At 67.8% G+C, this 25,439-nt stretch carries 20 protein-coding genes; 8 read left to right on the top strand and 12 right to left on the bottom strand.

Translation table 11 applies throughout. From position 1 onward, the window contains the following. The first annotated feature begins 112 nt into the window (after nt 1-112). Both FGL25_RS10865 and FGL25_RS10870 read left to right on the top strand, forming a co-directional pair. Nucleotides 113-1,621 carry a carboxylesterase/lipase family protein gene (locus tag FGL25_RS10865; RefSeq protein ID WP_167493336.1) on the top strand — a complete coding sequence of 503 codons (1,509 nt, stop codon included), beginning with the start codon at nt 113-115 and terminating at the stop codon, nt 1,619-1,621. A 9-nt stretch (nt 1,622-1,630) separates the two neighbouring features. Then, nucleotides 1,631-2,341 (top strand): TetR/AcrR family transcriptional regulator, encoded by a 711-nt coding sequence (locus FGL25_RS10870; protein WP_138141684.1) that lies wholly within the window; start codon nt 1,631-1,633, stop codon nt 2,339-2,341. A gap of 13 nt (nt 2,342-2,354) precedes the next feature. Here FGL25_RS10870 and FGL25_RS10875 read toward each other — a convergent pair whose 3' ends face one another. From FGL25_RS10875 to FGL25_RS10900, 6 genes are all read right to left on the bottom strand, one after another. After that, nucleotides 2,355-3,107, bottom strand: coding sequence for an acid phosphatase (locus FGL25_RS10875; RefSeq protein WP_138141685.1), 753 nt, complete (start codon nt 3,105-3,107; stop codon nt 2,355-2,357). A 1-nt stretch (nt 3,108) separates the two neighbouring features. Then, the gene (locus FGL25_RS10880; protein WP_138141686.1) at nt 3,109-4,785 is read right to left on the bottom strand and encodes an alkaline phosphatase D family protein; all 1,677 of its coding nucleotides are present in this window, start codon (nt 4,783-4,785) and stop codon (nt 3,109-3,111) included. 96 nt (nt 4,786-4,881) lie between these two features. Continuing rightward, nucleotides 4,882-7,578, bottom strand: coding sequence for a TonB-dependent receptor domain-containing protein (locus tag FGL25_RS10885; RefSeq protein ID WP_138141687.1), 2,697 nt, complete (start codon nt 7,576-7,578; stop codon nt 4,882-4,884). A 129-nt stretch (nt 7,579-7,707) separates the two neighbouring features. Then, nucleotides 7,708-8,691: a FecR family protein gene (locus FGL25_RS10890; protein ID WP_138141688.1), complete on the bottom strand. Its 984-nt coding sequence runs from the start codon at nt 8,689-8,691 to the stop codon at nt 7,708-7,710. After that, entirely contained in the window at nt 8,688-9,188 is a 501-nt protein-coding gene (locus FGL25_RS10895) for an RNA polymerase sigma factor (RefSeq protein ID WP_157678046.1), read from the bottom strand. Before FGL25_RS10895 ends, FGL25_RS10890 begins: the two co-directional genes overlap by 4 nt. 163 nt (nt 9,189-9,351) lie before the next feature. Then, nucleotides 9,352-9,900, bottom strand: coding sequence for a TetR/AcrR family transcriptional regulator (locus FGL25_RS10900; protein ID WP_197733831.1), 549 nt, complete (start codon nt 9,898-9,900; stop codon nt 9,352-9,354). Between the two features lie 189 nt (nt 9,901-10,089). Between FGL25_RS10900 and FGL25_RS10905 the strand changes: the two genes are divergently transcribed. After that, nucleotides 10,090-10,806, top strand: coding sequence for a lysozyme inhibitor LprI family protein (locus FGL25_RS10905; protein WP_138141689.1), 717 nt, complete (start codon nt 10,090-10,092; stop codon nt 10,804-10,806). A 12-nt stretch (nt 10,807-10,818) separates the two neighbouring features. Here FGL25_RS10905 and FGL25_RS10910 read toward each other — a convergent pair whose 3' ends face one another. The 4 genes from FGL25_RS10910 to FGL25_RS10925 are packed head-to-tail and all read right to left on the bottom strand — an operon-like array spanning nt 10,819 to nt 13,286. After that, the gene (locus tag FGL25_RS10910; RefSeq protein WP_138141690.1) at nt 10,819-11,331 is read right to left on the bottom strand and encodes a hypothetical protein; all 513 of its coding nucleotides are present in this window, start codon (nt 11,329-11,331) and stop codon (nt 10,819-10,821) included. A gap of 39 nt (nt 11,332-11,370) precedes the next feature. Beyond that, nucleotides 11,371-11,943 carry a hypothetical protein gene (locus FGL25_RS10915; protein ID WP_138141691.1) on the bottom strand — a complete coding sequence of 191 codons (573 nt, stop codon included), beginning with the start codon at nt 11,941-11,943 and terminating at the stop codon, nt 11,371-11,373. A 50-nt stretch (nt 11,944-11,993) separates the two neighbouring features. Further along, nucleotides 11,994-12,497, bottom strand: a complete 504-nt coding sequence (locus FGL25_RS10920; RefSeq protein WP_138141692.1) for a hypothetical protein — start codon at nt 12,495-12,497, stop codon at nt 11,994-11,996. 48 nt (nt 12,498-12,545) lie between these two features. Next, nucleotides 12,546-13,286: a hypothetical protein gene (locus FGL25_RS10925; protein WP_138141693.1), complete on the bottom strand. Its 741-nt coding sequence runs from the start codon at nt 13,284-13,286 to the stop codon at nt 12,546-12,548. 402 nt (nt 13,287-13,688) lie between these two features. Between FGL25_RS10925 and FGL25_RS10930 the strand changes: the two genes are divergently transcribed. From FGL25_RS10930 to FGL25_RS10940, 3 genes are all read left to right on the top strand, one after another. Beyond that, nucleotides 13,689-16,214 (top strand): TonB-dependent receptor, encoded by a 2,526-nt coding sequence (locus FGL25_RS10930; protein ID WP_252970132.1) that lies wholly within the window; start codon nt 13,689-13,691, stop codon nt 16,212-16,214. A 14-nt stretch (nt 16,215-16,228) separates the two neighbouring features. Further along, entirely contained in the window at nt 16,229-18,841 is a 2,613-nt protein-coding gene (locus FGL25_RS10935; protein WP_138141695.1) for a M14 family zinc carboxypeptidase, read from the top strand. 300 nt (nt 18,842-19,141) lie between these two features. Beyond that, nucleotides 19,142-20,935 (top strand): ABC transporter ATP-binding protein, encoded by a 1,794-nt coding sequence (locus tag FGL25_RS10940; protein ID WP_138141696.1) that lies wholly within the window; start codon nt 19,142-19,144, stop codon nt 20,933-20,935. Nucleotides 20,936-20,956: 21 nt separating this feature from the next. Here FGL25_RS10940 and FGL25_RS10945 read toward each other — a convergent pair whose 3' ends face one another. Both FGL25_RS10945 and FGL25_RS10950 read right to left on the bottom strand, forming a co-directional pair. Continuing rightward, entirely contained in the window at nt 20,957-22,033 is a 1,077-nt protein-coding gene (locus tag FGL25_RS10945) for a sensor histidine kinase (protein ID WP_197733832.1), read from the bottom strand. Between the two features lie 49 nt (nt 22,034-22,082). Next, complete coding sequence (locus FGL25_RS10950) at nt 22,083-23,279, bottom strand: sigma-54-dependent transcriptional regulator (RefSeq protein ID WP_197733833.1); 1,197 nt, start codon at nt 23,277-23,279, stop codon at nt 22,083-22,085. A gap of 156 nt (nt 23,280-23,435) precedes the next feature. Here FGL25_RS10950 and FGL25_RS10955 point away from each other — a divergent pair, with 156 nt between their 5' ends. Together FGL25_RS10955 and FGL25_RS10960 are read left to right on the top strand one after the other, a co-directional pair. Continuing rightward, nucleotides 23,436-24,749 carry an efflux RND transporter periplasmic adaptor subunit gene (locus FGL25_RS10955; RefSeq protein WP_252970133.1) on the top strand — a complete coding sequence of 438 codons (1,314 nt, stop codon included), beginning with the start codon at nt 23,436-23,438 and terminating at the stop codon, nt 24,747-24,749. Then, nucleotides 24,746-25,426 carry an ABC transporter ATP-binding protein gene (locus tag FGL25_RS10960; protein WP_138141699.1) on the top strand — a complete coding sequence of 227 codons (681 nt, stop codon included), beginning with the start codon at nt 24,746-24,748 and terminating at the stop codon, nt 25,424-25,426. Before FGL25_RS10955 ends, FGL25_RS10960 begins: the two co-directional genes overlap by 4 nt. The last annotated feature ends 13 nt before the right edge of the window (nt 25,427-25,439 follow it).

The raw sequence follows: 25,439 nt of genomic DNA on the forward strand, positions 1-25,439 counted from the left end.
ATCATTCATTCTCGCATGAATGATGTTTCACGAAGCGGCTCGACAGCCGAACGCGCATTCTTCATTCTCAAATGAACGAGTGCGGCGAAGATCGCGCCTGAAGGGACGAAACATGGACCAGCTCCACCAAGGCGCGGCGCACCCCGTCGCGCACACGCCGTCGGGCGCTCTGCGGGGCCGTCGCGAAGGCCCGGCGAACGTCTTCCGCGGCGTGCCCTACGCCGCCGCGCCGATCGGCGAGCTGCGCTGGCGCGCGCCCCGCCCCTTCCCGACCTGGGAGGGCGTGCGCGAAGCCGCCGCCTTCGGCCCCTCGGCGCCCCAGGCGGGTCCGGCGGACGTGGCCGACATCGTCGCCATCGGCGGCGCGCCCGAGCCCACCGGCGAGGACTGCCTGACGCTGAACCTCTGGGCGCCGCTCGAGACGACAGGCCCGGCGCCGATCATGGTCTGGCTGCACGGCGGTTCGAACCGGATGGGCGCGGGCTCTCTGCCCTTCTATGACGGCGCCGCCTTCGCCCGCGACGGCGTGATGCTGGTCAGCGTCAACTACCGCCTGGGCCAGCTCGGCTTCTTCGCTCACCCCGCGCTGACGGCCGAGGCCCCCGCCGACGAGCCCCTGGGCAATCAGGCCCTGCTGGATCAGATCGCGGCGCTGGAATGGGTGCGCGACCACGCCGCCAGCTTCGGCGGCGACCCCGCCAACGTCACCCTGTTCGGAGAATCCGCCGGCGGCCTCGACATCCTGGCCCTGATGACGGCCAAGCGGGCGCGCGGCCTGTTCCACAAGGCCGTCGTCCAGTCCGGCGGCGGCTGGCTGCCCGCCACGCCGCTGAAGACCGCCCAGGCGCGCGGCGTCGCCGCCGCGGCCGCCCTCGGCCTGAGCGCCCCAGACGCCGTCGCCCTGCGCGCCGTCGCGCCCGAGCGGCTGACCGCCGTCGAAAGCGCTTTCGGCCCCGTGATCGACGACCGCCTGCTGGACCGCGACCCGATCAGCGCCTTCGCCCGAGGCGATTTCGCCGACGTGCCGCTGATGATCGGGGTCAACAGCGGCGAGGATTCCCTGCTCAACTACGGCGGCGGACTGGAACGGTTCGGCAAGCTGGTAAAGCCGAACGCCGCCCTCGCCCGCCTCTATCCGCAGGCGAGCGGCGATGAGGAGCAGTTGATCCGCCACGGCTTCCGCGACTTCGCCTTCGCCGCCCCCGCGCGCTGGATCGCGTCGCGCCCGCGCAAGTCGAAGGCATGGCTCTATGCTTTTGATTATGTAGAAGAAGCACGACGCGACACCATGCCCCGCGCCGCCCACGCCGCCGAGATCTTCCACGTCTTCGAGACCCTGAACCGTCGCCCTGACGGCGCCCCGCCCGCGACCGAAGCCGACCGCGCCGTCAGCGACGCCATGCACGCCCGCTGGGTCGCCTTCGCCAGGACAGGCGCGCCGGGCGCCGACTGGCCCGTCTACGCCCCCGCCGACGACGCCTGGATGGTGTTCAACGCCACGCCCGGCGGCGAGGTGAAGCGCGCCTGGTGGAAGGCGGCGCTGGACCACCATGCGCGCAAGGGCAAGCTGCTGATCCTCTTGATGCGGATACGTGATCGTTTGCGGCGGATGTTCGGGTAAGCTGCGCCCATGACCGCAACCGAGTCCAAGCCGCGCGCAAAGGCGTCCGCGAAGCCCAAGGCGCCGCCCAAGCCTAAGGCCCAACGCCGCGAGGAAACGACCACCCGAATCCTGGACGTGGCCGAAGCCCTGTTCGCGCGCGACGGCCTGCACGGCGTCACCCTGAAGGCTGTGGCCAAGGAGGCCGGCGTCGATACAGCCCTGCTGCACTATTATTTTGACGACAAGAACCGGTTGTTCTCGACCGTCTTCGGTCGCCGCGCCGAGGTGGTGAACACCCTGCGCCTGGACAGCCTGGACCGCTATGAGGCCGAACACGGCGACGCCATGACCGTCAGCGGCGCCATCGACGCCTTCCTGCGTCCTCTGTTCGTCCTGTTTGAGAGCGGAGACCGCGCCTGGCTGAACTACGCGGCCTTGGTCGCTCAGGTGAACAACACCCCGGCCTGGGGCGGCGACACCATGCATCAGCATTTCGACCCCGTGATCGACCGCTTCATCGGCCTGCTGAAACGGATCGCGCCCGACACTCCCGAGCGACAGATCTATTGGTTCTACCACCTGCTGTCGGGGTCGCTGACCCTGTCCCTGGCTCAGACAGGGCGCATCGACGTCCTGTCGGGCGGCCTGTGCAAGTCGTCGGAAATGGCCGCAATATGCGACGCGATGGAGGTCATCTTCACCGGCGGCTTCGAAGCCATGAGCCGCCTGCCGAAGTAGGTCGCCTTCGCGATTACCGCTGTCTCGAAAAGCTGCGTCGCCATTCGGCTCGCGCCCGCTCCAAGTCCCGCTGGAAAGCCGGCTCCGCCTTCAGGCGGGCGATGAGCGCCGCGCCCATCAGCCGCCCCGCCTCTACGTCGCTGACATAGTGGACGCCGCAGATCACGCGGCTGTCGCCATAGGCCAGCCCCCGCGTCAGGATCGCCTCGGCGCGATCCGGCGCCAGTTCGGACAACACCAGCGCCCAGGCCCACCCCATTGCCGCATGGCCCGATGGATAGGAGCCGCTTTCTCCCAGCCACGGCGCGGCATCGACGCAGATATCGGCGGGCTCGGACACGAAGGGCCGCGGCCGGGCGTGGCTGGCCTTGGCCGAAGCCTGGATCGTCTCCAGATCCGCGTGCATCCGCCCCAGCAGCAAAGCCAGCGTCGGCGTCCGCTCAGGCTCGAACGGGGCGCCCAGCGCCTCGCTGAACACGCCCGGCGCCGAGGGCGTGACAATCTCGGCGTCGGCCGCCGCCTGAAGCCAGCGCGGCTTGCCCTTCAACGCCCGCGTCGCGCGATAGACGGCCAGATCATTCTGCGCCCTCAGGGAATCAACTTCTGGCGGAGGCGGCAGAAAGGCGAGCGCCTCAAAGCGGCTATCCGCTCCCAGATACCCCTGCGGATGGTCGGCATAGCCCTGCCACAACGACGCCTCAGGGCCTGAGGCGCACGCCGAAAGCGCGAGACTAAGCGCCGCCGTCCCCACGATCAGCAAACGCATCTCAGCCCTCCTGCACCTGGAAGCCGCCTGCGCGGTCGGTCGTGATGCGGGCGAAGCGCCGGGCCCGACCGTCGCGGGTCTGGATATCGGCGACCTGATGATAGTCGCATGTCAGGGCCGCCTTGGTGATCTCGACGATCAGGAAGCCATGGTCGCGGACATGGGCGAAGCGGACGTCCGGGTTCCTGGCGACCAGCGCCTTTTCGGCGACCTCATAGATGCGGGGGTCGGGGCTGATGGTCTCATAGCCGCCGGGCGAGGTGACGCTGCCCGTCCCGAACTCGACGCCGACGAAGCTTTCGTCACGCGGGTCGTGCAGGCGGTTGCCCCAGAACATGTGCGTGTCGCCGCTGAGGATGGCCAGATTGGCCCGGCTGCGGCGGGCGGCGTCATACAGGCGAAGGCGCGCCGCCGGATAGCCGTCCCACGCATCCAGATTGATCGGCAGGCCCAGACGCGTGCTTTCCAGCCAGCGGCGCGAGCCGGAGCGCGACATCGCCTCTTCCAGCAGATCTTCAGGCATGACGGAGATGAAGTCCGGCGCCCGCATCCGGGCCACGACGACCTGATTGGCCAGCACCTGCCACGCCGTTCCGCGCTGGACCGAGGCGGTCAGGGCGCCCTCCAGCCAGGCTTCTTGGGCCACGCCCATCATGGAGCGTTCGGGACGGTTCAGCACTTCGGCCTCAAAGCGGTCGGGGTCAGGGCGGCCCTCGGCGTCGAAAATCATGTCGCGAGAGGCGCTGGTCGCCTTGGTGCGGCCGGTCAGGCGCGTCTCCACCGCGATCAGCGACAGCAGGTCGCCGAAATCATAGACGCGGTTCAGCACATGGGCCGGACGCCCCGGCGGCGGATCGCGCATAGGCAGCCATTCGAAATAGGCCTGGATCGCCGCATCGCGGCGGCGGTCCCAGGAGCCTTCCGTATCTTCGTCATGGGCGGACGATCCGCCCATCCAGCTGTTGTTCGCCGTCTCGTGATCGTCCCACACGGTGATGAAGGCGGCGCGGGCATGGGCGGCCTGAAGATCGGGGTCGGCGCGATACTGGGCGAAGCGGCGGCGGTAGTCGTCCAGGGTGACAATCTCATGCGCCGGGTCATGCTCACGGCCCAGGGCGCGGCTTTCCGGCCCGCCATAGCCGTCGACGCCGTATTCATAGATGTAGTCGCCCAGATGAACGACAGCGTCCACCGGCTCTTCCAGATCGGCGATGGCGCGATAGGCGTTGAAGTAGCCGAAGCCGTAGTGGGAGCAGGACACCACCGCCAACCGCGCCCGCTCGACATCCCCGCCCGGCAGGGTGCGCGCGCGCCCGACCGGCGAGACGGCGTCGGCGCTGTGGAAGCGATAGAAGTATTCACGCCCGGCGCGCAAACCCGTCACATCGACCTTGGCCGTGTGATCGCGCGCGGCGGTCGCCTGAACCGTGCCGGACTGGACGATGCGGGTGAAGTCGGCGTCCTCGGCCGCCTCCCAGCACAGGCCGACCGTCGTGCCCGCCCCGACCGCGCGGGTCCAGATCACGAAGCCGTCTTGCATCGGATCACCCGCCGCCACGCCATGAGTAAAGCGCGCCGGATCAACCGATGAGCGTGCGACGGCGGGCCCGGCCAGCGCCGCGCCGCCCGTCATGAAGGCCAGCGCGCCGCGGCGCGACAGACAAAGGTTCTGCGTCATCGAACCTGTTCTTTCGTTCGAGAGGCGCCGTGCTGGCGGCGCGAAAAGGCGATCCGGCGGCCGAGAGGGCTCAGCCGCCGAACACGTCGTCGGACCTTAGAAGCGATAGGCCAGGTTCACCCGGAACATGCGCGGCAGGCCGGGCATGACGGCGACTTCCTTGTAAACCTCGGCCGAGGGGGTGAAGTATTCTTCGTCGAACAGATTATCGATGTTGGCCGAGACGGTGACGTTGCGCACCTTCACATAGGCCGCCGCCTTGGCCAGGGTATAGGCGGGCAGACGCAAGCTGTTCTCGAAGACGCCGCCCGTTTCCGAGACATAGGTGGCCCCGGCGGTGAAGCCCGCGCTGGCTTCCGTTCCCATCAAGCTGAACGGCTCGGTCGTATAGGCGCCGAACAGGCTGAACACCGTGTCCGGCATGGTGCGGACCACATAGCCGTCGGCCAACTCGGCGAAGGTTCCGGCGTTGTTCACCGCAAAGGTGCCGCCATAGGCGGAAGCAGGGTCCAGACCGAACTGTTCGGGACGCAGCTCCAGATACTCGCCCTTGCCCTTGCCGGGCGCATCCACCCGCGTCTCCTGCAGCGTCAGGGCCGTGGTGAAGCTGAGCCTGTCGGTCGCCAGCCAATGGGCTTCCAGCTCAAAGCCTTCCGAAGTGTTGCCGCTGACGTTGCCCAGCATGTCCGTACGGCGACGGAACTGCTCATAATAGGCGGCTCCGCCGAACAGGGCGCCGTCCAGCAGCGAGAATTTGACGCCGACTTCCTTCAGTTCCGACGGCGAGATGAACAGGTTGCTCATCACCGTGCCGACCGACACGCCGCCCGTCTGGGTCGACTCCAGCGAGCGCGGCTCGGCGAAGGTCACATAGGGGGTCAGGCCCCAGGGCGTCTCATAGCGCGCCGACAGCGACCAGGTCATCGCCGCCTTGCCGTTCTCGACCCACGTATCCTTCAGACCGAAGACCGTCTCGCCCCTGTTGATCGCCTTCAGATCGTAGTCGTCCCAGCGCAGTCCGGCCAGGATGCTGAAGCGATCGAAGACGGTGATGTCGCTCATGACGAAGACCGAGCGGCTGTTCCACTCCATCTCGTGCCGCGAGTCCCACATCTGCACACCGTCCTTCATCAGGGGCGCGGCGATGCGATCGCCCGCCGTCGAACCATGCGACAGGTCGCGGCGGTTCAGGGCGATATAGCCGGACAGGTAGCTCTCATACTGCTTGGCCGTGTGGTCGCGATAACCGACGCCGATGATGGTGTCGGCGCTGACATGCTGGCCGAAGCGCGAGGGGAAGCTGTAGGTCACGCGGCCTTCGAGGGCGCGGGCGTCATAGTCGGCGGCGAAGCCGAAGCTGGTGAAGCGCTGGTTCTCAATGTCGTCCATGAAGGCCTTGATGGCCAGAACCGAGCCGTTCGCCATCTCCTTCTGCAGCCCCGCATAGGCGGTGAAGGTGCGGCTGTCGTTGTAGTCGGCGTCGTCCGCCATGACGTTGCGGCGGCTCAGTTTCGTCGTGCCGACGCCTTCATCAAGGGCGAATTTCGGATTGTTCTTGCCGCCGTATTCCTTGATCTGGCGAATGTTGGACGTCCCGCCCCACGCCCCGAAAGCCGCGTCGATCTCGCCGTATTCGATCATGCCCGAGCCATCCAGGTCGACCAGATCGGTGTCGCGCCCGGTGATGTAGACGCCGTTGTCGATCAGGTTCTGCGTCACCCGGTTCCAGCCCGGCGACTGGATGCGGCCCGATTCCTCGAAATGCATCAGATTGACCTCGCCCGACCAGCCGTCGCCGAAATCGCCGACATAGGTGGCCTGAAGGTTCAGGTGCTCGGGATGGATATTGCGGTAATAGGAATCCGAGTCCTCACGCTCGACATACAGGGCGATGCCGCCTTCGCCGACCGGGACCACCAGATCCGCCGCCGCATTGCGCCGTCCGTAGGAGCCGACGGTGACGTTGACGCCGCCGCTCATCTCATCAGCATAGCGCGCATCGACGCCGCGCGCCGACTTGGGCACGAAGTTCAGCAGGCCGCCGACCTTGCCGGGACCATAGATGGGCGAGGACTGCCCGCGCAGCACCTCAACATAGGCGGCGGCGCCTAGGTTGGACGAAAAGCTGCCGCGGTTCTCGATCCGCTTGAAGCCCTGAAAATAGGTGTCGGCCAGGGTGCCACGTACGTTCAGATTGCCCGGCACGCCGAAAAAGCTGGCCGTATAGGCGCCCGGCACAGCGGCGACCAGATCGTCGACATTCTCCATCCCATAGCGGGCGATGGTGTCCGAACTGACGCGCGAGGCCGAACGGGGCGTCTCCAGCAGCGAACGGTCCAGCCCGGTGAAGCTGTCGGTCGCGCCCTTCTGAAGGCGGCTCAGCGGATCAAAGCGAGCGGTGACGACCACGTCGCCGATCTGGGTCGTCTCAGCCCGCGCCTCGGCGGCCGAGACGATGACGAAGGCGCCGTTCGGGTCGCGCCGGAACGTCAGATTGGCGCCTTCCAGCAGACGCGCCAGCGCCTCCGCCGCCGTCATCGAGCCGATCAGCACGCTCGAACGACGGTTGTCCAGCGTAACGCCCGCAGCGACGATCACCGCCCCCGTCTGTTCGGCCAGGGCGACCACCGCCCGGTCCAGCGACTGGGCCTCAATGCGGATGGCGTGAACCTGTGCGGCGGCGGCCGGGCGTGACGGGGCCTGAGCCATGGCGGGCATGGCGGCGGCGGCAAGCACGAAAACGGCGGCGGAAGACGTGGCGACGGCCTTCAGCCTGGAACGATGAACGGTCAATTCTATCCCCTGGACGTTGCGTGAAGCCTGCAGCCGACACGGCCCCCAACAGCTTCGACACCGCCTAGACGCAAGCCGACGCTCGTCCTTCCAACCCGCCTGTCGATTTCACTAAAGCTTCAAGATAACTCAGCTTTTCAGCATCATTTGGATTTCACCCTCGGCGTTCCGACGGCGCACCAGATGGCCGTCCAGCTCCTGCGCCAGGCTCTCCAGCGCTTGCGGAATCTGCTCGATGGTGAAGGCGGCGGTCACCTTGCGCGCGCCCAACTTAGGCGAGGCGATCGTCACGCCCGGCCGATAATAGCGATTCACCTCGGCCACGACTTCCGACAACGGCTGATCGATGAAGCTGAAACGTTGACGCCGCCAGGGCGCGACGCCCGCCGGATTGATCGCCGCCCGTTTCAGCGTCCCGCCGCGCAGGGCCGCGCGCTCGCCCGCGCCGATGACGGTCTGCTCGCCCGTGGCGATGGCCGTCACGCGCACCCGCCCCTCTTCGACAAAGACTTCCGGCCCGTGGTCGCCCAAACGCACCTCGAAGGCGGTGCCCAGCGCCTCGGCCTTCAGCCCTGCGCCGATCACGGTGAAAACCCGCGTCTCGTCCCGCGCCACATCAAAGAAGGCTTCGCCCTCGTCCAGCCGCATCCGGCGCACCCGGTCGCCGACGCGCGTCGCCAGCACCGAACGCCCGCCCAGGGACACGCGCGAGCCGTCTTCCAACGACAGATGACGAATCTCGCCCACCTCGGTCTCAAACCGGCGCCGCTCTCCGCTGGACAGGTGAAGCGCCAACGGCGTCAGCGTCGCCGCGCCAAGCCCGGCCGCCATGGCCATGAGCCCCCGTCGCGACAGAGGCGCCTTTCGACGCATCATCGGCTTTGGCGCAGACGCCTCGATCGCATGGTTCAAGCTCTGCCGGTTCAGCGCCTCCGACCAGTCCAGCCGCGCCCACAGGGCCTCAGCCTCAGCATAGACCGCCGCGTGATCCGGCGACGCCGCCAACCAGGCCTCGAACGCCCGGCGATCCGCCGCGCTTGTCTGGCCGCCACAGCGCAGCGCCAGCCATTCCAGCGCCTGCTCGATCGGCGGCGCATCACTCCGCGCCGTCATGCCGCCTCCGTCCCGCGCACCTGAATGGCGCGACGCAATTCGATCAACGTCCGCGCGATCGTGCGGCTGATGTCCGCCGCAGAGCGTCCCGTCAATCGCGAGATTTCCGCATAGGTCAGGCCTTCGATGCGGCTCATCCGGAGCAGTTCACGCGCGTCCGGGTCCAACGCCTGAATTTCACGATCCAGGGCTTCCTGCTCCTCGCGCCTCAACAGAGCCTCCTCCGGGCTGATTTCATGCTGCGGCGGCGTAGCCTCGGCCAGGGCCTTCCAACGTCGCTTCTGGCTGTCGGCGCGACGGATGGCGTCCTTCAGGGCGTTGCGCGCCATGACGAACAGGAATGCGCGCGGGTCTGCGACCTTGTCCTGGTTCTCCAGCGTACTGAATCGCAGGAAGGCCTGCTGCAGGGCGTCGTCCACCCCATCCTGCTGAGACCCATAGCGGCGCACCAACGCCGTGCGGATTTCCACGCCATAGCGCGCCAGCAGATAGTTCAAGGAGCGCCCCTCGCGCCGCCCCTTCGCCTGTCTTCCATCCGCCATGTCTCTGCCAGAACGCCATCCCCGCGCCTGACTTGCCCCGCCGAGACGACAGAATGCTCACCGTCTCGCGCCAGTTTCGTGAAGACCGCATCCAACACCGCAGCCCATCGGGCGGTCGCTAGGCCGCACCGGCCTGAGACAGGCTTTCACGGACACGTTCCAGCGCCAGTTCGATAGGCTCTTCGATGCTCATCAGGGCGAAGCTGCCGTTCAGGTCGAAGACGCAGTGGCCGTGGACCACGGCGATCAGCGAACGCGCCAGACGCGGCGCACCCGCCTGCGCCTTCGCCGGCAAGACAGCCGTCACCTCGTTGACGATGATCTGGGTCAGGTCGCCGCGACGCTGGTTCTGTTCGTCGGTCAGGGCCACGTCCGGGGGCAAATGGTGCTCATAGATGGCGCGCCAGCTATGGGGATTGGCGCGCGCGAAGCCGAAATAGGCTTCGACCAGGCATCGGATGCGGTCTGGGCCGCTGCCTTCCAGCGCCTGACGCACCTCTTCCGCCCAGAGCTGGAAGGTTCGCGTGTTGATGGCGATCAGCAGCTGATCCAGCGTACCGAACACGTTGTAGAGGGTGCCGATCGAATAGCCGACGCGCTTGGCCACCTCGCGCGCCGAGAAGCGCGCAAAGCCCACCTCGGCCATGTGCTTGTGGCCTTCGACCACGAAAAGCCGCTCCAGCTCCTGCCGCGTATGATCCGATCGCCTTCCCATTAACCCTGCATAGCAGAAGCTGTGCAGAGAGCGGGAAGAAACGTCAGTTTTCGTTTTTTATTGATCGATGCTCATTTAAGGATATGAATTGCGCCCGACAGGGTGCTTTCGCGCCCTTCCGCATTCGCCTTGAGGCTTCCCATGACCGCGCTTCGCTTCCCGTCGTCCGCTTCGACCGCCGTCCTGCTTCTCGGCGCCGCCCTAACGGCCTCGGTCGCTCAGCCTGCGGCCGCCGAAAGCGCTGACTGCCGACGCGCCTCCGGACCGGTCGAGACCGCCATCTGCTCGACCCCGGCCCTCACCGCATTGGACGCCAAGATCGCTGAACGCTATGGAACGGCGATCAGGGGTTATGACGCCGCTAGCGCCGAGGCGCTTCGTCGCGACCAGCGCGCCTTTCTTGCGGCCCGCAACACGGTCGGCGCGCGGCTGACGGGCGCCGACCTGATCGAAGAACTGACCGATCAACTGACGCGGCGTGAAGCATTCCTGACCGATCTGGGCAACGACCCGCTGGTCAGCGTGGTCGGTCGCTGGCGCAATCTCAACGGCGAGATCGTCGTCAACCAATGGGCGACCGGCGTCCTGACGTTCACGGCCACGGCCGCCGACCTGCGCGGCGATGGCTGGTCCTGCGAGGTCGACGGCAGCGGCGACTGGATCGACGAAGACGAAGCCCGCTTTGACGACATCAGCGGCGCCGCCGCCTGGTCCCTGAACGTGAAGGCCCAGGGCGCGACGCTTGTCGTCAAGGAGACGATCGAAAACGGCGCCGACAGCGTCCCCTATTGCGGTGCGGGCGGTACGCTCTCGGGAACCTATTTCCAGGCGGTGCGTCTGCCGGACCCGTCACGATGATCCGCGCGGCCTTTAAGGGATGGTCCTCGGGCTGGCGAGAACGCCTGGGCTGATGAACTGTCGGCGCCCGGTCCAGGTCAGCAACTTGACCAAAGTCCCTCCCGGCTTGGCGAAGTCCTCGCACGCTTCGGGGCGAGGCGGCTCAGGGGCGGCGGCGACCAGCGCGCCCTGCCGCAGCCCTTCATAGTAGAGCGCGAAATCAGCCTGCTGCGCTTCGGACAGCACGGACTGGCCGAACGCCATCTCTTCTCGGGCGTTGTCGATGATCAGGCGACTGTCGTCCTCCGACAGCCGCTCACACAGCAGCCCGATCATGACCAATCGCTCGATACGAACAGCCAAGCCAGCCTGAGCCTTGACCAGGTCGTACTGGAGCTTCGCGTACTTGGGGCTGGCCGCCATCCATTCCTTCAGGGCCGCCCTGGCGGCCTCTTCGTCGGCCCCGGCGGGTTGAGCTGCGGCGACGCCGGCCGCACTCATGACCAGCGTCGCAGCCAACCCGCTCGCGAAACGACGAAGCGCCATCAGATGCCTCTTGTCAGTGCACACGCGCCTTTCCCGGCCTCAGCCCGGAATGGGGCCGATCGGCCAGTTGCTCAGGGATTCCATATCGCCTTCCTCGGAGGGACAGGGCGTGTAGAGGGTGAAGGCCACATCGCCCTCGAAATACCAGTCGGCGCCCTTCTCATAGCCGACGATGCCGGTGGAGTAGCAGACCGCCGCCTTGCTGCCGTCCGGGATCATCAGAATGGCCCAGTTGGTCGACCCCGCGCCCGCCGGATCATAGCCGTGAAGCAACAGACGCCCGCGCGTCTCCGTCACCAAGCCGACGACGTTGCCGTCGAAGACGATGGACTTCTGGATGTCGCGATCCACGCCCGAGGCGACCATGGCCGCGCGCACGTCCGGATGCTGGAAGAAGGTGACGTCCTGCACCGGCTCGGTCGGATGCTTGCCGACATAGGCCGACAGCGGCGGCGCCTCGCCGTTCCGGTCAGGCGCAGTTGCCGGCGCTGCGGGCGACGCCGGGACATCGGCTTCAGCCGGGGTCGGGGCGGCGGCCGCCCCCTCTTCGGCCTGCGAGCAGGCGGCGAGCGTCGCGGCCAAGGCGAGCGCGAGCGAGGTTCTCAGGGTCATGCAAATTTCCTTCGACGCTTAAGCGACAGATCCTCGCCCAAGGGCAGGACTTATTGATCCACGGCGCGCATCTCGATCGTCAGCGGCTCTTCGGCAGTTCCACGCCCGAAGAGGCTGGCGGTGATCGTCTGCCCTTGCGACGCCGCAAACGGCGCGCTCTTCATGGAACGGCCGCCGTCGAGTTCATCGTCGAACACGGTGAAGCGCGTGCACGTCGCCTGACCCAGGCGATCGGCGAACGCCTGATCGATCTCGCCGCGCCAGCCCGGCAGGGTCGTCGGCGCGGACATTTCGATCGTCTTGCCGACGATCCGGCCGTCACGCCGCCAGCTGTAGCTCACCCCATCCGACGCCACGGCCGTACAGCCCGTCCGGCCGCAATGCAGCGCGCCCACGGGCGCCTGCTCGCGAAGCTGCTGCTGTTGCGCCTGCGACAGCGTCTGGCCGATGGACAGATCGCCCTTGTCCAGCGACGTGCAGACGGCGCTTTGAGCGAAGGCGCCCGTCGCCGCCAAGGAAGCGGCCGCAGTCAGGCTCGTCATGAAAATACGCACGCAGACCTCCTTGGTTTCTGGCGTCGCCGCAGCGACGCTGATGTCGTCTTAGCAGGCGGGAACGCGGCTCTGGCCGTCCAGTCGAAACTGGCCGTCGGCGCCGCGCGTGTAGGTCTCTTTGAAGCTGGCGGAGCCGGTGTAGGACACCGTGAAGCTGCGGCCCTGGTCGGCGGCCGTGATCACCCCGTCGACGCCCGCCTCGCCGTCATCGGCGCTGGCGTCCGAGAAATAGGTCTGGATGCGCGCGATCCGCACCGGGCCGGACGGGGTCAACTCCGTCAGTTCGGCATAGCCGCACCCGCGCCCCTGCCACACGCCGCCAGCCTCGGTATAGAGGACCGGATTGGCCGCGATCGCCTTCGTCCAGCCCCATCGCAGAGCCGGGTTGCCGACAACGCCCGCCGCGCCGACATCCAGCCACTCGCCCTGAAGCGCATAGGGGTAGCGCGGCGCGCCCGCGTCATGGTCGAGATAGTGGACCGCGTTCATGCCGCTGCAGGCCTGCCCCGTGCATTCGTTGGCTCCCGTGCTCACCAGGGCGACGCGCGTGTCGGACAGCGGAATGAAGGCCAGCGGCACAAAGCTGTAGACGTCGTCGCCGACCTTTCGCACCGCCTCGTTCCGTTGAGCCTCAGGGAAGGCGACGACAAAGGCGGCCGGCGTTCCCGTCAGGACATTGTCACGGTCCACATCCTGAATTTCGATCAGCGACTGAGCCGAAGCCGGCAGCGCCGCGGCCACGGCGAACGCAGCGAGACACACGGCGGCGATGGTCTGTGAGGATTGCATACGAGACTCGTTTCTCGACAGGAGACAGGGATCGACTAACGCCGCAACGCATGGCGCGAAGACAATTAAACACTGTTCACAATCGATGACAACCCGCCTTTTTCATCGCGCGATCAGGGCTTGCACATCCGGACCGGCGGGCCGCGCCGCCGTGCGATCTCGGCCACAAAAACTCGTCATGAAATTAGAAATTCTACATTAGAAACGCGCCGCTCACGTGCCTTATTGCGCGCCCAATTGTGACTTTTATTGCGGTGCAGCATTTCCATGATCAGGCCATCCCTGACCGTTCTCGCCTTCTTCTCAGCCGCCGGAGCGTGCAGCGCCGCACACGGGGAAGTCTCTGAGAATCTAACAGATCAATCCGCAACGACGTCGGCCTACTCCGTCTCGGATGTCGTCGTGACAGGCTCCAACATCCGCCGCGCCAACACCGAGGGCTTCAACCCGGTCCAGGTGATCGGGCGCGAAGAGCTGGAAAGCTCTGGCAAGTCGACGACGGCGGACCTGCTGCGTTCGATCTCGGCCAATACCGGCAACGGCTCGAACGAGACCCAGAACAGCGGCTGGTCGTCCGGCGCGGCGGGCATCGGCCTGCGCGGCCTGTCGCAGAAGAACACCCTGGTGCTGCTGAACGGGCGGCGCGTGGCCAACTACGGCTTCCCCGGCGGCGGCCTGTCGGACACCTTCGTCAATCTGAACGCCCTGCCGATGGTCGCGACCCAGCGGCTGGAGGTGCTGAAGGACGGCGCCTCGGCCGTCTACGGCTCGGACGCGGTGGCGGGCGTCACCAACATCATCACCCGCCAGAATTTCCAGGGCCTGGAGTTCGGGGCCAGCTACGGCGTCGCCGGTCAGGGCGGGCTGGAGACCTCGACCGCCAAACTGGTCGCAGGCCACGGCGATCTGGAGACGGACGGCTACAACATCCTGCTGTCGCTGGAGGCTTATACTCGCAACCGGCTGGATCAGGACCAGCGCGACCTAACCAAGTCGGGCATCTACACCGACCTGCCTGGCGGCCGCTGGAACGGCTGGTCGGCCAAGGGCGCGCGCTTCCTGGTCGACGGCAAGTCCGTGCCCTTCCTCGACGCCCAGGGCCAGTGCCCCGAGGGCATGGTGCTGACCGCCAGCGCCCCGATCGACGGCCTGGCCGGCGACACCTGCGCCATCAACCTGGCGCCGCACACGACGCTGATCCCCTCGACCGACCGCTATCAGGCCTATCTGTTCGGGACCAAGCGCCTGATGCCGCAGATCGAGGCCTTCGGCGAGGTGCTCTATTCCTATGTCGAGGGGGCGTCCCTGTTCGGCTCCAGCCCCTTCTTCACGCTGGAAGGCGGGCGGTTCGCGCTGAACGCCCAGACCGGTCTGGCCGAGCCGGTGTCCAACCTGCTGCCCGCCAACAACCCCTACAATCCCTACGGCGTCGCCACGCCGATCGAATACACCTTCTTCGATCTGGGCCGGACGCTGAAGACCAATGAGTCGAAGTCCTATCGTGCGCTGGGCGGCGTGCGCGGCCGCCATGACCGCTTCGACTGGGAGGCCGCCGTCTTCGCCTCAGGCAGCGATGAGCGCGAGACGGTGTCGGGCGGCTTCGCCCATCGCTGGAACCTGGCCGACGCCCTGGCGAACGGCACGCTGAACCTGCATGAGCCCGGCGCCACGCCGCAGGCCGTGCTGGACGGCATCCGTCTGTCGACCCTGCGTCCAGCGGAGTCGCGCCTCTATGGGGCCGACTTCAAGATTTCGGGCGAGCTGTTCAACCTGCCCGCCGGCCAGATCGGCTACGCCGCCGGGGTCGAGTTCCGGCATGAAAGCCTGGTCTCAAGCAATCCGTGGCAGATCGACGCCGGGCTGCAGATCCGTCCCGCCATCGCCGCCGTGGACGGCAAGCGCGACGTCTGGGCCGCCTATGCCGAGTTCAACATTCCGGTCCTGAGCAATCTGGACATCCAGGTCGCCGCGCGGGCCGATGAGTACAGCGACTTCGGCAGCGCCTTCTCGCCCAAGGCGGGCGTGCGATGGAAGCCGCTGGACTGGCTGGCGCTGCGGGCCTCGGCCTCGCGCGGCTTCCGGGCGCCGTCGCTGTCGGAGAACTCGGCCTCGACCATGATCTCCTACGGCTCGGTCATCGACCCCTATGACCCCGACCTGCCCAATTCACGCCAGAGCCCGACCTTCTTCACCGTCGGCAACACCAATCTGGAGCCGGAAAAGACCCGGTCCTACAATCTGGGCGTCGTCTTCACCCCGACGCGCGACACGGTGCTGAGCATCGACTGGTATCAGATCAAGCTCGACAACCTGATCGGCACGGGAAACACCACCGCCATCGTCCAGGGCAACAACCCCGCCGACGTCATCCGCGACCCGCGCGGCAAGCTGCAGGCCGTCTACAACCGTTATCGCAACCTGTCGGCGCTGGAGACCTCGGGCATCGACGTGGACTTCAGCCAGCGCTGGCGCACCGAGGACTGGGGCTTGGGCGATTGGGGGACGTTCACCGCCTCCAGCGCCTATACGCACCTGCTGGAATACAAGCGGCCGAACGCGGCGGGCGGGCCGCTGCTAGACTACGCCGGATCGAACCGGGGCGCGACCCTGCCGGCGCACAAGGCGACGACGCGCCTGGCCTGGAACCGCGACGTCTTCGACGCCAACCTGACCTGGTATTACACCTCAGGCTATGATCAGGTGCCGGTTGTCGGGGGACAATCGCGCGTGGACGCCTATCACCAATTCGATCTGTATGCGGCGTGGTCCGGGCTGGAGCGCGTGACGCTCTACGCCAAGATCGAGAACCTGCTGGACGAAGCGCCGCCGCACGACGCCTCCTTCCCCGGCGTGCGCGCCCCCTATGACTTCGGCCAGTACGATCTGCGCGGACGTTATTTCCGCGTCGGCTTCGACGTCCGCTTCTGATTGAGACCACCACAATGAACGCCAGAGCCGCCCCTTCCCTGTTCACCCGCCGCAAACTGGCCGCAGGCGCCGCTCTGGCTGTTCTGTTCAGTGCAACTGCGTTGTCCGTACCGACGCCCGCCGTCGCACAGAGCGCCTATTTCTTCCCTCAGGCGGCGGCGGGGGATTTCGACCCCGCCATTCCGACGCCCGAAGCCTTCCTCGGCTATCCGATCGGAACCCACTACACCCGCCACGACCGCATCGTGGATTATCTGCGCGAACTGGCCCGCCTGTCGGATCGGGTCACGGTCGAGGAGATCGGCCGCAGCTATGAACAGCGCCCCCTGCTGTCCATGGTCATCACCTCGGGCGCCAATCAGGGCCGGATCGACCAGATCCAGCGCGCCCATATCGCGGCGGGCGATCCCGGCGGCCCGGCGGCGGGCGCTGACGCCCCGGTCGTCGTCGGCCTGTTCTACAGCGTCCACGGCAATGAGACGTCCAGCGGCGAGGCGGCCCTATTGACCGCCTACTACCTCGCGGCCGGGCGCTCGCCCGAGGTGCTGGACTGGCTGGACAAGGCCGTGGTCGTCATCGACCCGGCCCAGAACCCCGACGGCCGCGACCGCGCCGCCAACTGGCACAACGCCTGGAAGAACCAGCCCGCCGTCGCCGACCCGCAGGACAAGGAGCACGTCGAGGCCTGGCCCGCCGGGCGCACCAACCACTATTTCACCGACCTGAACCGCGACTGGCTGGCGGTGACGCAGAAGGAGACGCGCGCCAAGCTGGAGGCCTTCCACCGCTGGCGGCCCAACATCCAGATCGACTTCCACGAAATGGGCGCGGGCAGCACCTATTATTTCGAGCCCTCGCCCGCCAGCATGGAAAGCCCCCTGCTGCCGCGCGCCAGCTACGAATGGAACGTGACGCTGGCCAGGTATCACGCCCAGGCGCTGGATAGCCTCGGCTCGCTCTATTACACGCGCGAGGTCTTCGACAACTTCTCGCCGGTCTACGGCTCGACCTATCCCGACTTCCACGGCGGGGTCGGGGTGACGGTCGAACAGGCCAGTTCGCGCGGCCTGGTGCAGGACACGGCCAACGGCCCGCTGACCTTCCCCTTCACCATCCGCAACCAGACCAACGTCGGCCTAGCCACCATCCGCGGCGCCGTGGCCGAGCGCGCCGGGCTGCAGACGTTCCAGCGCGACTTCTTCCGCTCGGCCGTCGAACAGGGGCGGCGCCATTCCAGTCAAGCCTTCGTCTTCGGCGACGCGGCCGATCCGGGCCTGACGCGCCAGACGCTGGACCTGCTGCTGGCCCACCGCATTCAGGTCCATCCGCTGACCGAGCGGGTGACGCAGAACGGCCGCGTGTATGAGCCGGGCAGCGCCTATGTCGTGCCCTCGGCCCAGCCGCAGTTCCGGCTGGTGCACTCCATCTTCGACCGGACGCCGCCGACCAAGGGCAGCGTCTACGGCAGCACCTCCTATTCAGTCGCCCTGGGCTATGGGCTGAAGAGCGACGGCCTGCGCCGCGTCCCCGCCCACGGGTCCGCCGTGACCGAAGCCCCCGTCGCGAACGGCGGCGTCAGCGGGCCTGAAGGCGCCTACGCCTATGTCGTCGACTGGCGCGACCTGAACGCGCCGCGCGTGCTGGCCACCCTGCTGCGTCAGAACGTTCGCGTCCGCGCGGCGTTCGAGCCGCTGACCGCAAGGACGGCGGCGGGCGACAGCGCCTTCGGGCGCGGCTCCCTGGTCGTGACCACGGCGGGCCAGCCGCTGGACGCCGCCGCCCTGCGCGCCGCCGTGGACAAGGCCGCGCGCGAGGCGGGCGTGGTCGCCCATGCCGTCTCGACCGGCCAAAGCGTCGCGGGTGTCGATCTGGGCAGCGACAATGTGAAAGTCGTGCGCGCCCCGCGCATCGCCCTGGTCATGGGCGAAGGCGTCAACGCGACCGAGATCGGCGCCACCTGGTTCGCCCTCAGCGAGCGGCTGAACTATCCGGCGACGCGGCTGGACCCGTCGCAACTGGGCCGCGTGCCGCTGGGCGACTATGACAGCATCGTCCTGTCGGGTGGGCGCTACGACAACCTGAGCCAGCCGACGGTGGACGCCTTGAAAACCTGGGTGCGCGCGGGCGGCTCTCTCGTGGTGTTCGGCAGCGCCGCACGCTGGGCCGCCGCCAACGGCCTGGCTCCGCAGGCCGCCTCCGAAGACGAGAAGAAGACCGAGGTCGAGCGCCGCGACTACGCCGACCGCAGCGCGATCCAGGGCGAGCAGCGCACGGCGGGCAACGCCCTGTCGGCCGACGTCGACATCAGCCACCCGCTGGCCTTCGGCCTGTCGCGCCGCGACCTGTTCGTGAACAAGGAGACGGACGTGGTTCTGGCGCCCGTGTCCGATCCCTTCGCCAATGTGGTGCGGATCGAGACCAGCCCGCAGGTCAACGGCTACCTGCCCGAAGCCCTGCGAGCCAGGGCGGCGGGCTCGGTCTGGGCTCAGGTGAACCCGGTCGGGGCGGGCAACGTCGTCTTGTTCGCCGACGACCCGGCCCACCGCAAATACTGGCTGGGGACAGAGCGTCTGCTGATCAACGCCCTGTTCCTATCGAACCATCTGGGCGGGTCCGGACGGCGCTAGACGCGCCGATTCAGAGCGGTAGCGCCTGGCAGGCGCTGCCGCCCGCTACGCTGAAAAACCGACGTCAGGTCAGGGCGCCGGGAAAGCATTGTCGTCGAAATCTGGACCTGCTACTTGTGAAGCGTCCAATTGTTCTAGGGAAAAGGAGGGCATGATGATCGACAAGACCACGCCCGCCTGCGGGTTCCCGATGGTCTTCGGCCGCCACGGCCGCTGACGTCCCATTCGGCTCGGTGTTGAGCCGTTCCCCTGATCATTGCTGACACAAGGACCGCGCGGATTTGCGCGGTTGCTCTTTTCATGACCGACTATGATGACGCCGACGCGCGCCTGCGCGCGTCCGTGCTGCGCAAGGTGCTCGCCTTCACCTTCCGCCTGTGGCGCCGAACCCCATGGCTGGCCGTCGCCTGCGCCGGGGCGATGCTGCTGGCGACCCTCACGGAAGTCTTCGCCCCGCTCTACGCCGGGCGCATCATCGACGCGGCGGGCCGCGGCGACGTGGGCGCCGCCTGGGCGGCCTTCGCCGTCATCACCGCCCTGGGCGCCGCGATGGTCGTGCTGCGCCACCTCGGCTGGTGGGCGATCACGCCCCTGACGCTGAAGATGATGCAGGACGTGACGCAGGAAGGCTTCGCGCGCGTCCAGCGGCTGTCGACCGACTGGCACGCCAACGCCTTCTCGGGCTCGACCGTCCGACGGATCACGCGGGGCATGTGGGCGCTCGACACCTTGAACGACGTGCTGCTGCTCTCGCTTCTGCCGTCGCTGACGGTGCTGGCGGGGACGGTCATTCTGCTGGCGCTGCACTGGCCGCTCCTGGGCCTCGTGATGGGCGTCGGCGCGATCGCCTATATCGCTCTGACCGTCGGTCTGGCGACGCAGGTGCTCGCGCCGACCGCGCGGCTGTCGAACCAGTGGGACACCCGGATCGGCGGCGTGCTGGCCGACGCCATCGGCGCCAACGCCGTGGTCAAGGCCTTCGGCGGCGAGGCGCGCGAAGAGGCCCTGCTGGCGAAGACCGTCGCCAAGTGGCGCAAGCGGACGCACCGGACCTGGATGGCCTTCACCTGGGCCGGCTCGGGACAGATCGCGCTTCTGTGGCTGATCCGGCTGGCGGTCACGGGCGTGGCGCTGTGGCTGTGGATGCGCGGCCAGGCCAGCGCCGGCGACATGGCCTATGTCATCACCAGCTATCTGGTCCTGAACGGCTATCTGCGCGACATCGGCATGCACATTCACCAGCTTCAGCGTTCGGTGAATGAGATGGAGGAGCTGGTTCAGCTTCACCAGGAGCCGTTGGGCGTCCCCGACCAAACCAATGCGCAACCGATCCAAGTCAGGCACGGCGCCATCCGCTTCGACGCCGTCACCTTCCACTACGCCGGACAGGAAAGGCCGTTGTTCCGAAACCTCGACGTCGCCATTCCTGCGGGTCAGCGCGTCGGGCTGGTAGGACGCTCAGGCTCGGGCAAGACCAGCTTCGTCAAGCTGGTCCAGCGGCTCTATGACGTCGATGACGGCCGAGTGATGATCGACGCACAGAACGTGGCCCACGCGACCCAGGCGTCCCTGCGTCGCCAGGTCGCGATCGTGCCGCAGGAGCCGATCCTCTTCCATCGATCGATCGCGGACAACATCGGCTATGGCCGTCCCGGCGCCACGCCCGAAGACATCGAGCGGGCCGCGCGCCTCGCCAATGCGCACGACTTCATCGCCCGCCTGCCGAAGGGGTATCAGACCCTAGTGGGCGAGCGAGGGGTCAAGCTGTCCGGCGGCGAACGCCAACGCGTGGCCATCGCGCGGGCCTTCCTGGCGAATGCGCCGATCCTGATCCTGGATGAGGCGACGTCCAGCCTGGATTCCGAGAGCGAGGCGGCGATCCAGGAGGCGATGGAACGGCTGCTGATCGGCCGCACCGCCATCGTCATCGCCCACCGGCTGTCGACCGTCCGGGCGCTGGACCGCATCCTGGTCTTCTCGGGCGGCGAGATCGTCGAAGACGGAACCCATGACGACCTGCTCCAGGCCGGCGACGGCCACTATCGGCGCCTGTTCGAACGGCAATCAGGGAAGACCCCCGAGATCATGGAGTAGAGCAGGCGGCGAAGCGCACCGCTACGACAGGCTCAGCCGGAATACGGTCGCCGGAGTCCGCTCAAGGGTCAGGGCGCCGCCGTGGGCGTGGGCGATCTGGCGGGCCAGGCTGAGGCCGATGCCCGAGCCGTTCGGCTTGGTGGTCACGAAGGGGCGGAAGATGCGTTCGGCGTCGGCCGACGATACGCCGGGGCCGTCGTCTACGACCTCGATCACCAGCGTCTCGTCGGCCCGCTTGACCGATAGCCAAACCGTGCCGGACGGCGCGCCGTCAACCTGCGTCGCCTCGGCGGCGTTCTGAAGCAGCGCCCACACAGCCTGGTGCATCTGATCCCGGTCCAGAGCCCAGGACAGGTCTTCCTGCGCATCCACATGCAGGGTCGCCGCTGGCCAGCGGCTCGCGAACAGGCGCGCCAGATCGTCCGCCATCTCGCGCACGGACACAGGCCGCAGGATCGGCTCCGGCAGGCGAGCCAGCGTGCGATAGGCCTCGGCGAACCGCTGCAGCCCGTCGGCGCGGCGCGCCAGGACGCCCAGGATTTCGCGCAGCAAATCCGGATCGTCGTGCGCCCCGTCCAGAACGTCGAGAGCGCTTTCCGAGAGCGAGGCGATCGGCGCCAGGCCGTTGAGCAGTTCATGGCCCAGCACCTCGACCAGTTCGGCCGTCACGCGGGCCTCGGCGGCGCGTTCTTCCTGCTCCACGTCGATCAGGGCCGCCAAGGACGAGCCGCCCCCGGACGTCAGTTCGACGCGATCCAGGCGCCAGCGTCGACCGGACTGGCGGAAATGGGCGACCTCGCGATCGAACAGGGCCGCCGGCGGCGGCAGAATGCGGTCCTCGGCGCTGAAAAGGTCGCGCGCCGCACGATTCAAGGCCCTGGCCGTCGTCCCCTCGACGCCGACCAGGGGCGTCGGCGCGGCGTCCAGCAACACCCGCAGCGCCATCGCCTCCCCCTCGTCGGGCGACGCCGCCGCAACAGACGCAGGCGGACGCCTGTCCCACATCCGCGCGTTCAGAACGCTGAGCCATACCGCCGCAAGCGCCGCGCCGGTCAGCGCGCCCCACATGCCGGATCGCCAGGCCAGAACAGCCGCCACGCCGCTGGCCGTCAGGCCGAGCGCGCAGGCGAGCGCTGACGCCGCCCGCCTAGAGACCATGACGGGCCATGCGCCGATAGAGCGCCCCCCGGCTCAGCCCCAGGGCCGCCGCAGTCTGAGAGACATTGTGCCGATGTTCACGCAACGCTGCGGCGATGATCGCCTTCTCGGCGTCGCCGAGATCGAAGGCGTTGTCGGCAGGCGTATCCAGCGCATCCGACACCGGCGACAGCGGAGCAACGACGGCCGCCGCCTCGATCTTTCCGTCCTCCGACAACAACACCGCGCGCTCGACCGCCAGGGCCAGACCGCGCGCCTCGTCGGGCCACGCGGCCGCGCGGATCGCCGCCTCCGCGCCAGGGGTCAGTTGCGCGGCCGGGCGGCCGAACCGCTCGGACGCCTCGCGCGCGAAGTGGCGCGCCAGGATGACGGCGTCGTCCTCGCGCTCCGCCAGCGGAGGCGCAGCCGCCTCGACCGTCGCCAGCCGCCGCCGCAAGGCCGCAGACAAGCCAGTCGTTCCTGAAAGTAGGCTGAAGCAGCGCAGCGTCGGGGGCAGTTGATCCAGCAGCCGCGACTGCGCCACGTCGTCCAGAGCCTCCGCATGACGCAGGATGACCGCCCCCTCTTCCAGATCGAAGCGCCAGGCGGCCGGATCGCGCAGGTCGATCTTGCGCAGCGGCTGATCGGCCAAAGGCGAAGCCGCGTGGATCGCCCTGGCCGTCAAGGTGCGCCCCGCCCCCGGCGGCCCGACCACCGCGACGCTGGCCGACGTCGGGCCGATGCGGCGGATCAGATCGCGCAATCGCTGGACGGCGGCGCTGTCGCCCAATAGCCGCGCCGGAGCGGCCTCGCTCGCGACGGGCGGCGCCGACGGCGTTTCAATGGGCGCACGGCGGGCGATCGCGGCCTCGACCTTGGCGATTAGGTCGCGATTGCGCCAGGGTTTCATGACGAAGTCGCGCGCCCCCGCCTGCATGGCCGCCACCGCGATGCCGACGCCGCTGTGGGCGGTGATGACCACGACACAGGCCGTCGGATCATCCGCAATGATCCGCCGCAGACAGGTCAGGCCTTCTTCGCCGCTCGTTTCGCCGGGGCCGAAATTCATGTCCAGCAGCACGGCGTCGTATCGCGCGGAGGCCAGACGCGACAGCGCCTCCTGCGGTCCCGGCGCGAACTCCAGACGATGGCCCGCCACCTGAAAAGCGATCTCCATCGCCCGGGCCACCACCGTATTGTCGTCCACCAGCAGAACCGAAGCGCCTCTTGACGTCCCCTCCGACTGTCCATCCCCGGACACTGTGACCGGACGCGGACGCGCGCTGCTCTCTCGATCTTCAAAAACAGCTTTGATCATAAGGACTTAGGTTTCTCTGCGGCGCCGGGCGAGACTGAAACCATAATGTCCGAACACGCAAAGCACGCAACCTCGTCGACCGGCCCCGCCGGCGGCGCCGCCATGGACCGTCGTCTGGAGCGACAGCGCCCGCCGTGGTGGCGACGGCGCGCGATCCTGGCCATCGTCGCACTGGCCGTCGTCGGCGGCGCGGCCTGGCGTCTGCTGCCCTCGAGCGGCTCGACCAATATCGCCGCCGCCGATGTCGAGACGGGCGTGGTCCAGCGCGCCGCCTTCGACGACTACATCCCCGTCCGGGCCGTCGCGGCGCCGCGCGTCAGCACCCTGGTCGGCGCCCTGGCCGGCGGACAGGTCGAACGGCTTCTGGTCGAGGACGGGGTGATGGTCGCCGAGGGCCAGCCCCTCGCCGCCCTGTCCAACCCCGAGCTGAAGCTGGAGGTTCTGACCCGCGAGGCCCAGATCGTCGGCCAGCTGGGCGACGCCTCGGCGCAGGATCTGGGCCTGCAGCGCAACCGCCTGGACCGCGAGGCCCAGATCGACCAGGCCAGCTATGACCTTCTGCGGGCGCGCCGCGAACATGACATCCGCCGCCAGCTGTACGAACGGGGCTTCCTGTCCGAGGCCGGCGTCCGCTCCTTCGCCGAAGAGGCCGGCTATCAGGAGAACCGGCTGAAGCAGCTTCAGGCCGGACAGGCGACGGAATCCCGCATCACCGCCGCCCAGGCGAACCGTTTGGCGGAGGTGCGCCAACGACTGGCGGGCAATTTGGAAGCGGTGCGCGCGGGGCTCGACGCCCTGGTGATCCGCGCCCCGACAGCCGGGCGGCTGACGAACTTCAACCTTCAGCCCGGCCAGGCTCTGAAGGCCGGCGACCCCGCCGGTCAGGTCGACAGCGAGGGCGCCTGGAAGCTGGAAGCCGACGTCGACGAATACTACCTCGGCCGCATCACCGCAGGTCAGAAGGCCCGAACGTCAGAGGGAGCGACGCTGACGGTCTCGCGCGTTCTGCCCGCCGTGTCCGAAGGGCGTTTCAAGGTCGAGCTGACCTTTGACGGGCGCACGCCGAACGGGCTGAACCGCGGCCAGACGCTGGACCTGCGCATCACGCTCGGCGCCGCGCGCTCGGCCCTCGTCGCCCCGGTCGGCGGCTGGCTGGAAGGCGCAGGCGACGCGGCCTCCGTCTTCGTACTGGACAAGGACGGCGCTCACGCCCGCCGCCGCCCCATCGAATTGGGCCGTCGCAATCCGACGCAGGTCGAAATCCTCTCCGGCCTGTCGCCCGGCGACCGTATCGTCACCTCCAACACCGCCTCCATCAGGGGCGACAAGCTGAACATCCGTGGAAAGGGCCACCTGTGATCCGTCTCGAGAACATCCAGCGCCGCTACATCTCCGACGATGTCGAGACCACCGCGCTTCATGACATCGATCTCGAGGTCGCCCAGGGCGAATTCCTCGCCATCATGGGTCCGTCCGGATGCGGCAAGTCCACCCTGCTGAACACCCTGGGCGCCGTCGACCGGCCCAGCGGCGGCCGCTATCTGTTCGGCAATCGCGACTTGGCGACCTTAAGTGAATCGGCCCTGGCCCGCTTCCGCGGCGAGACTCTGGGCTTCGTCTTTCAGAGCTTCAACCTGATCGACGAACTGACCATCGCCGAAAACATCGAACTGGGCCTGATCTACCGCAAGGACCGCCAGACCGATCGGCGCGCCCGCGTCGCCGCCGCCATGGACAAGGTCGGCATCGCCCACCGCGCCCAGCACTATCCGCATCAGCTGTCCGGCGGTCAGCAGCAGCGCGCAGCCATCGCCCGCGCCGTCGTCGGCGCCCCCAAACTTATCCTGGCGGACGAGCCTACCGGGAACCTCGACACCCAGAACGGCCAACAGGTCATGGACATCCTGAGCGGGCTGAACGCCGAAGGAGCCACCATCGTCATGGTCACCCACTCGCCCAGCCACGCGGACATGGCCAAGCGCCGCATCGACATGCTGGACGGCCGGATTGTCGCCTCCGCCTCGCGCGCCGCCTGAACTCGAGGGACAC

It is taken from the genome of Brevundimonas vancanneytii (genome assembly GCF_901421975.1).
Taxonomy (GTDB): Bacteria; Pseudomonadota; Alphaproteobacteria; order Caulobacterales; family Caulobacteraceae; genus Brevundimonas; species Brevundimonas diminuta.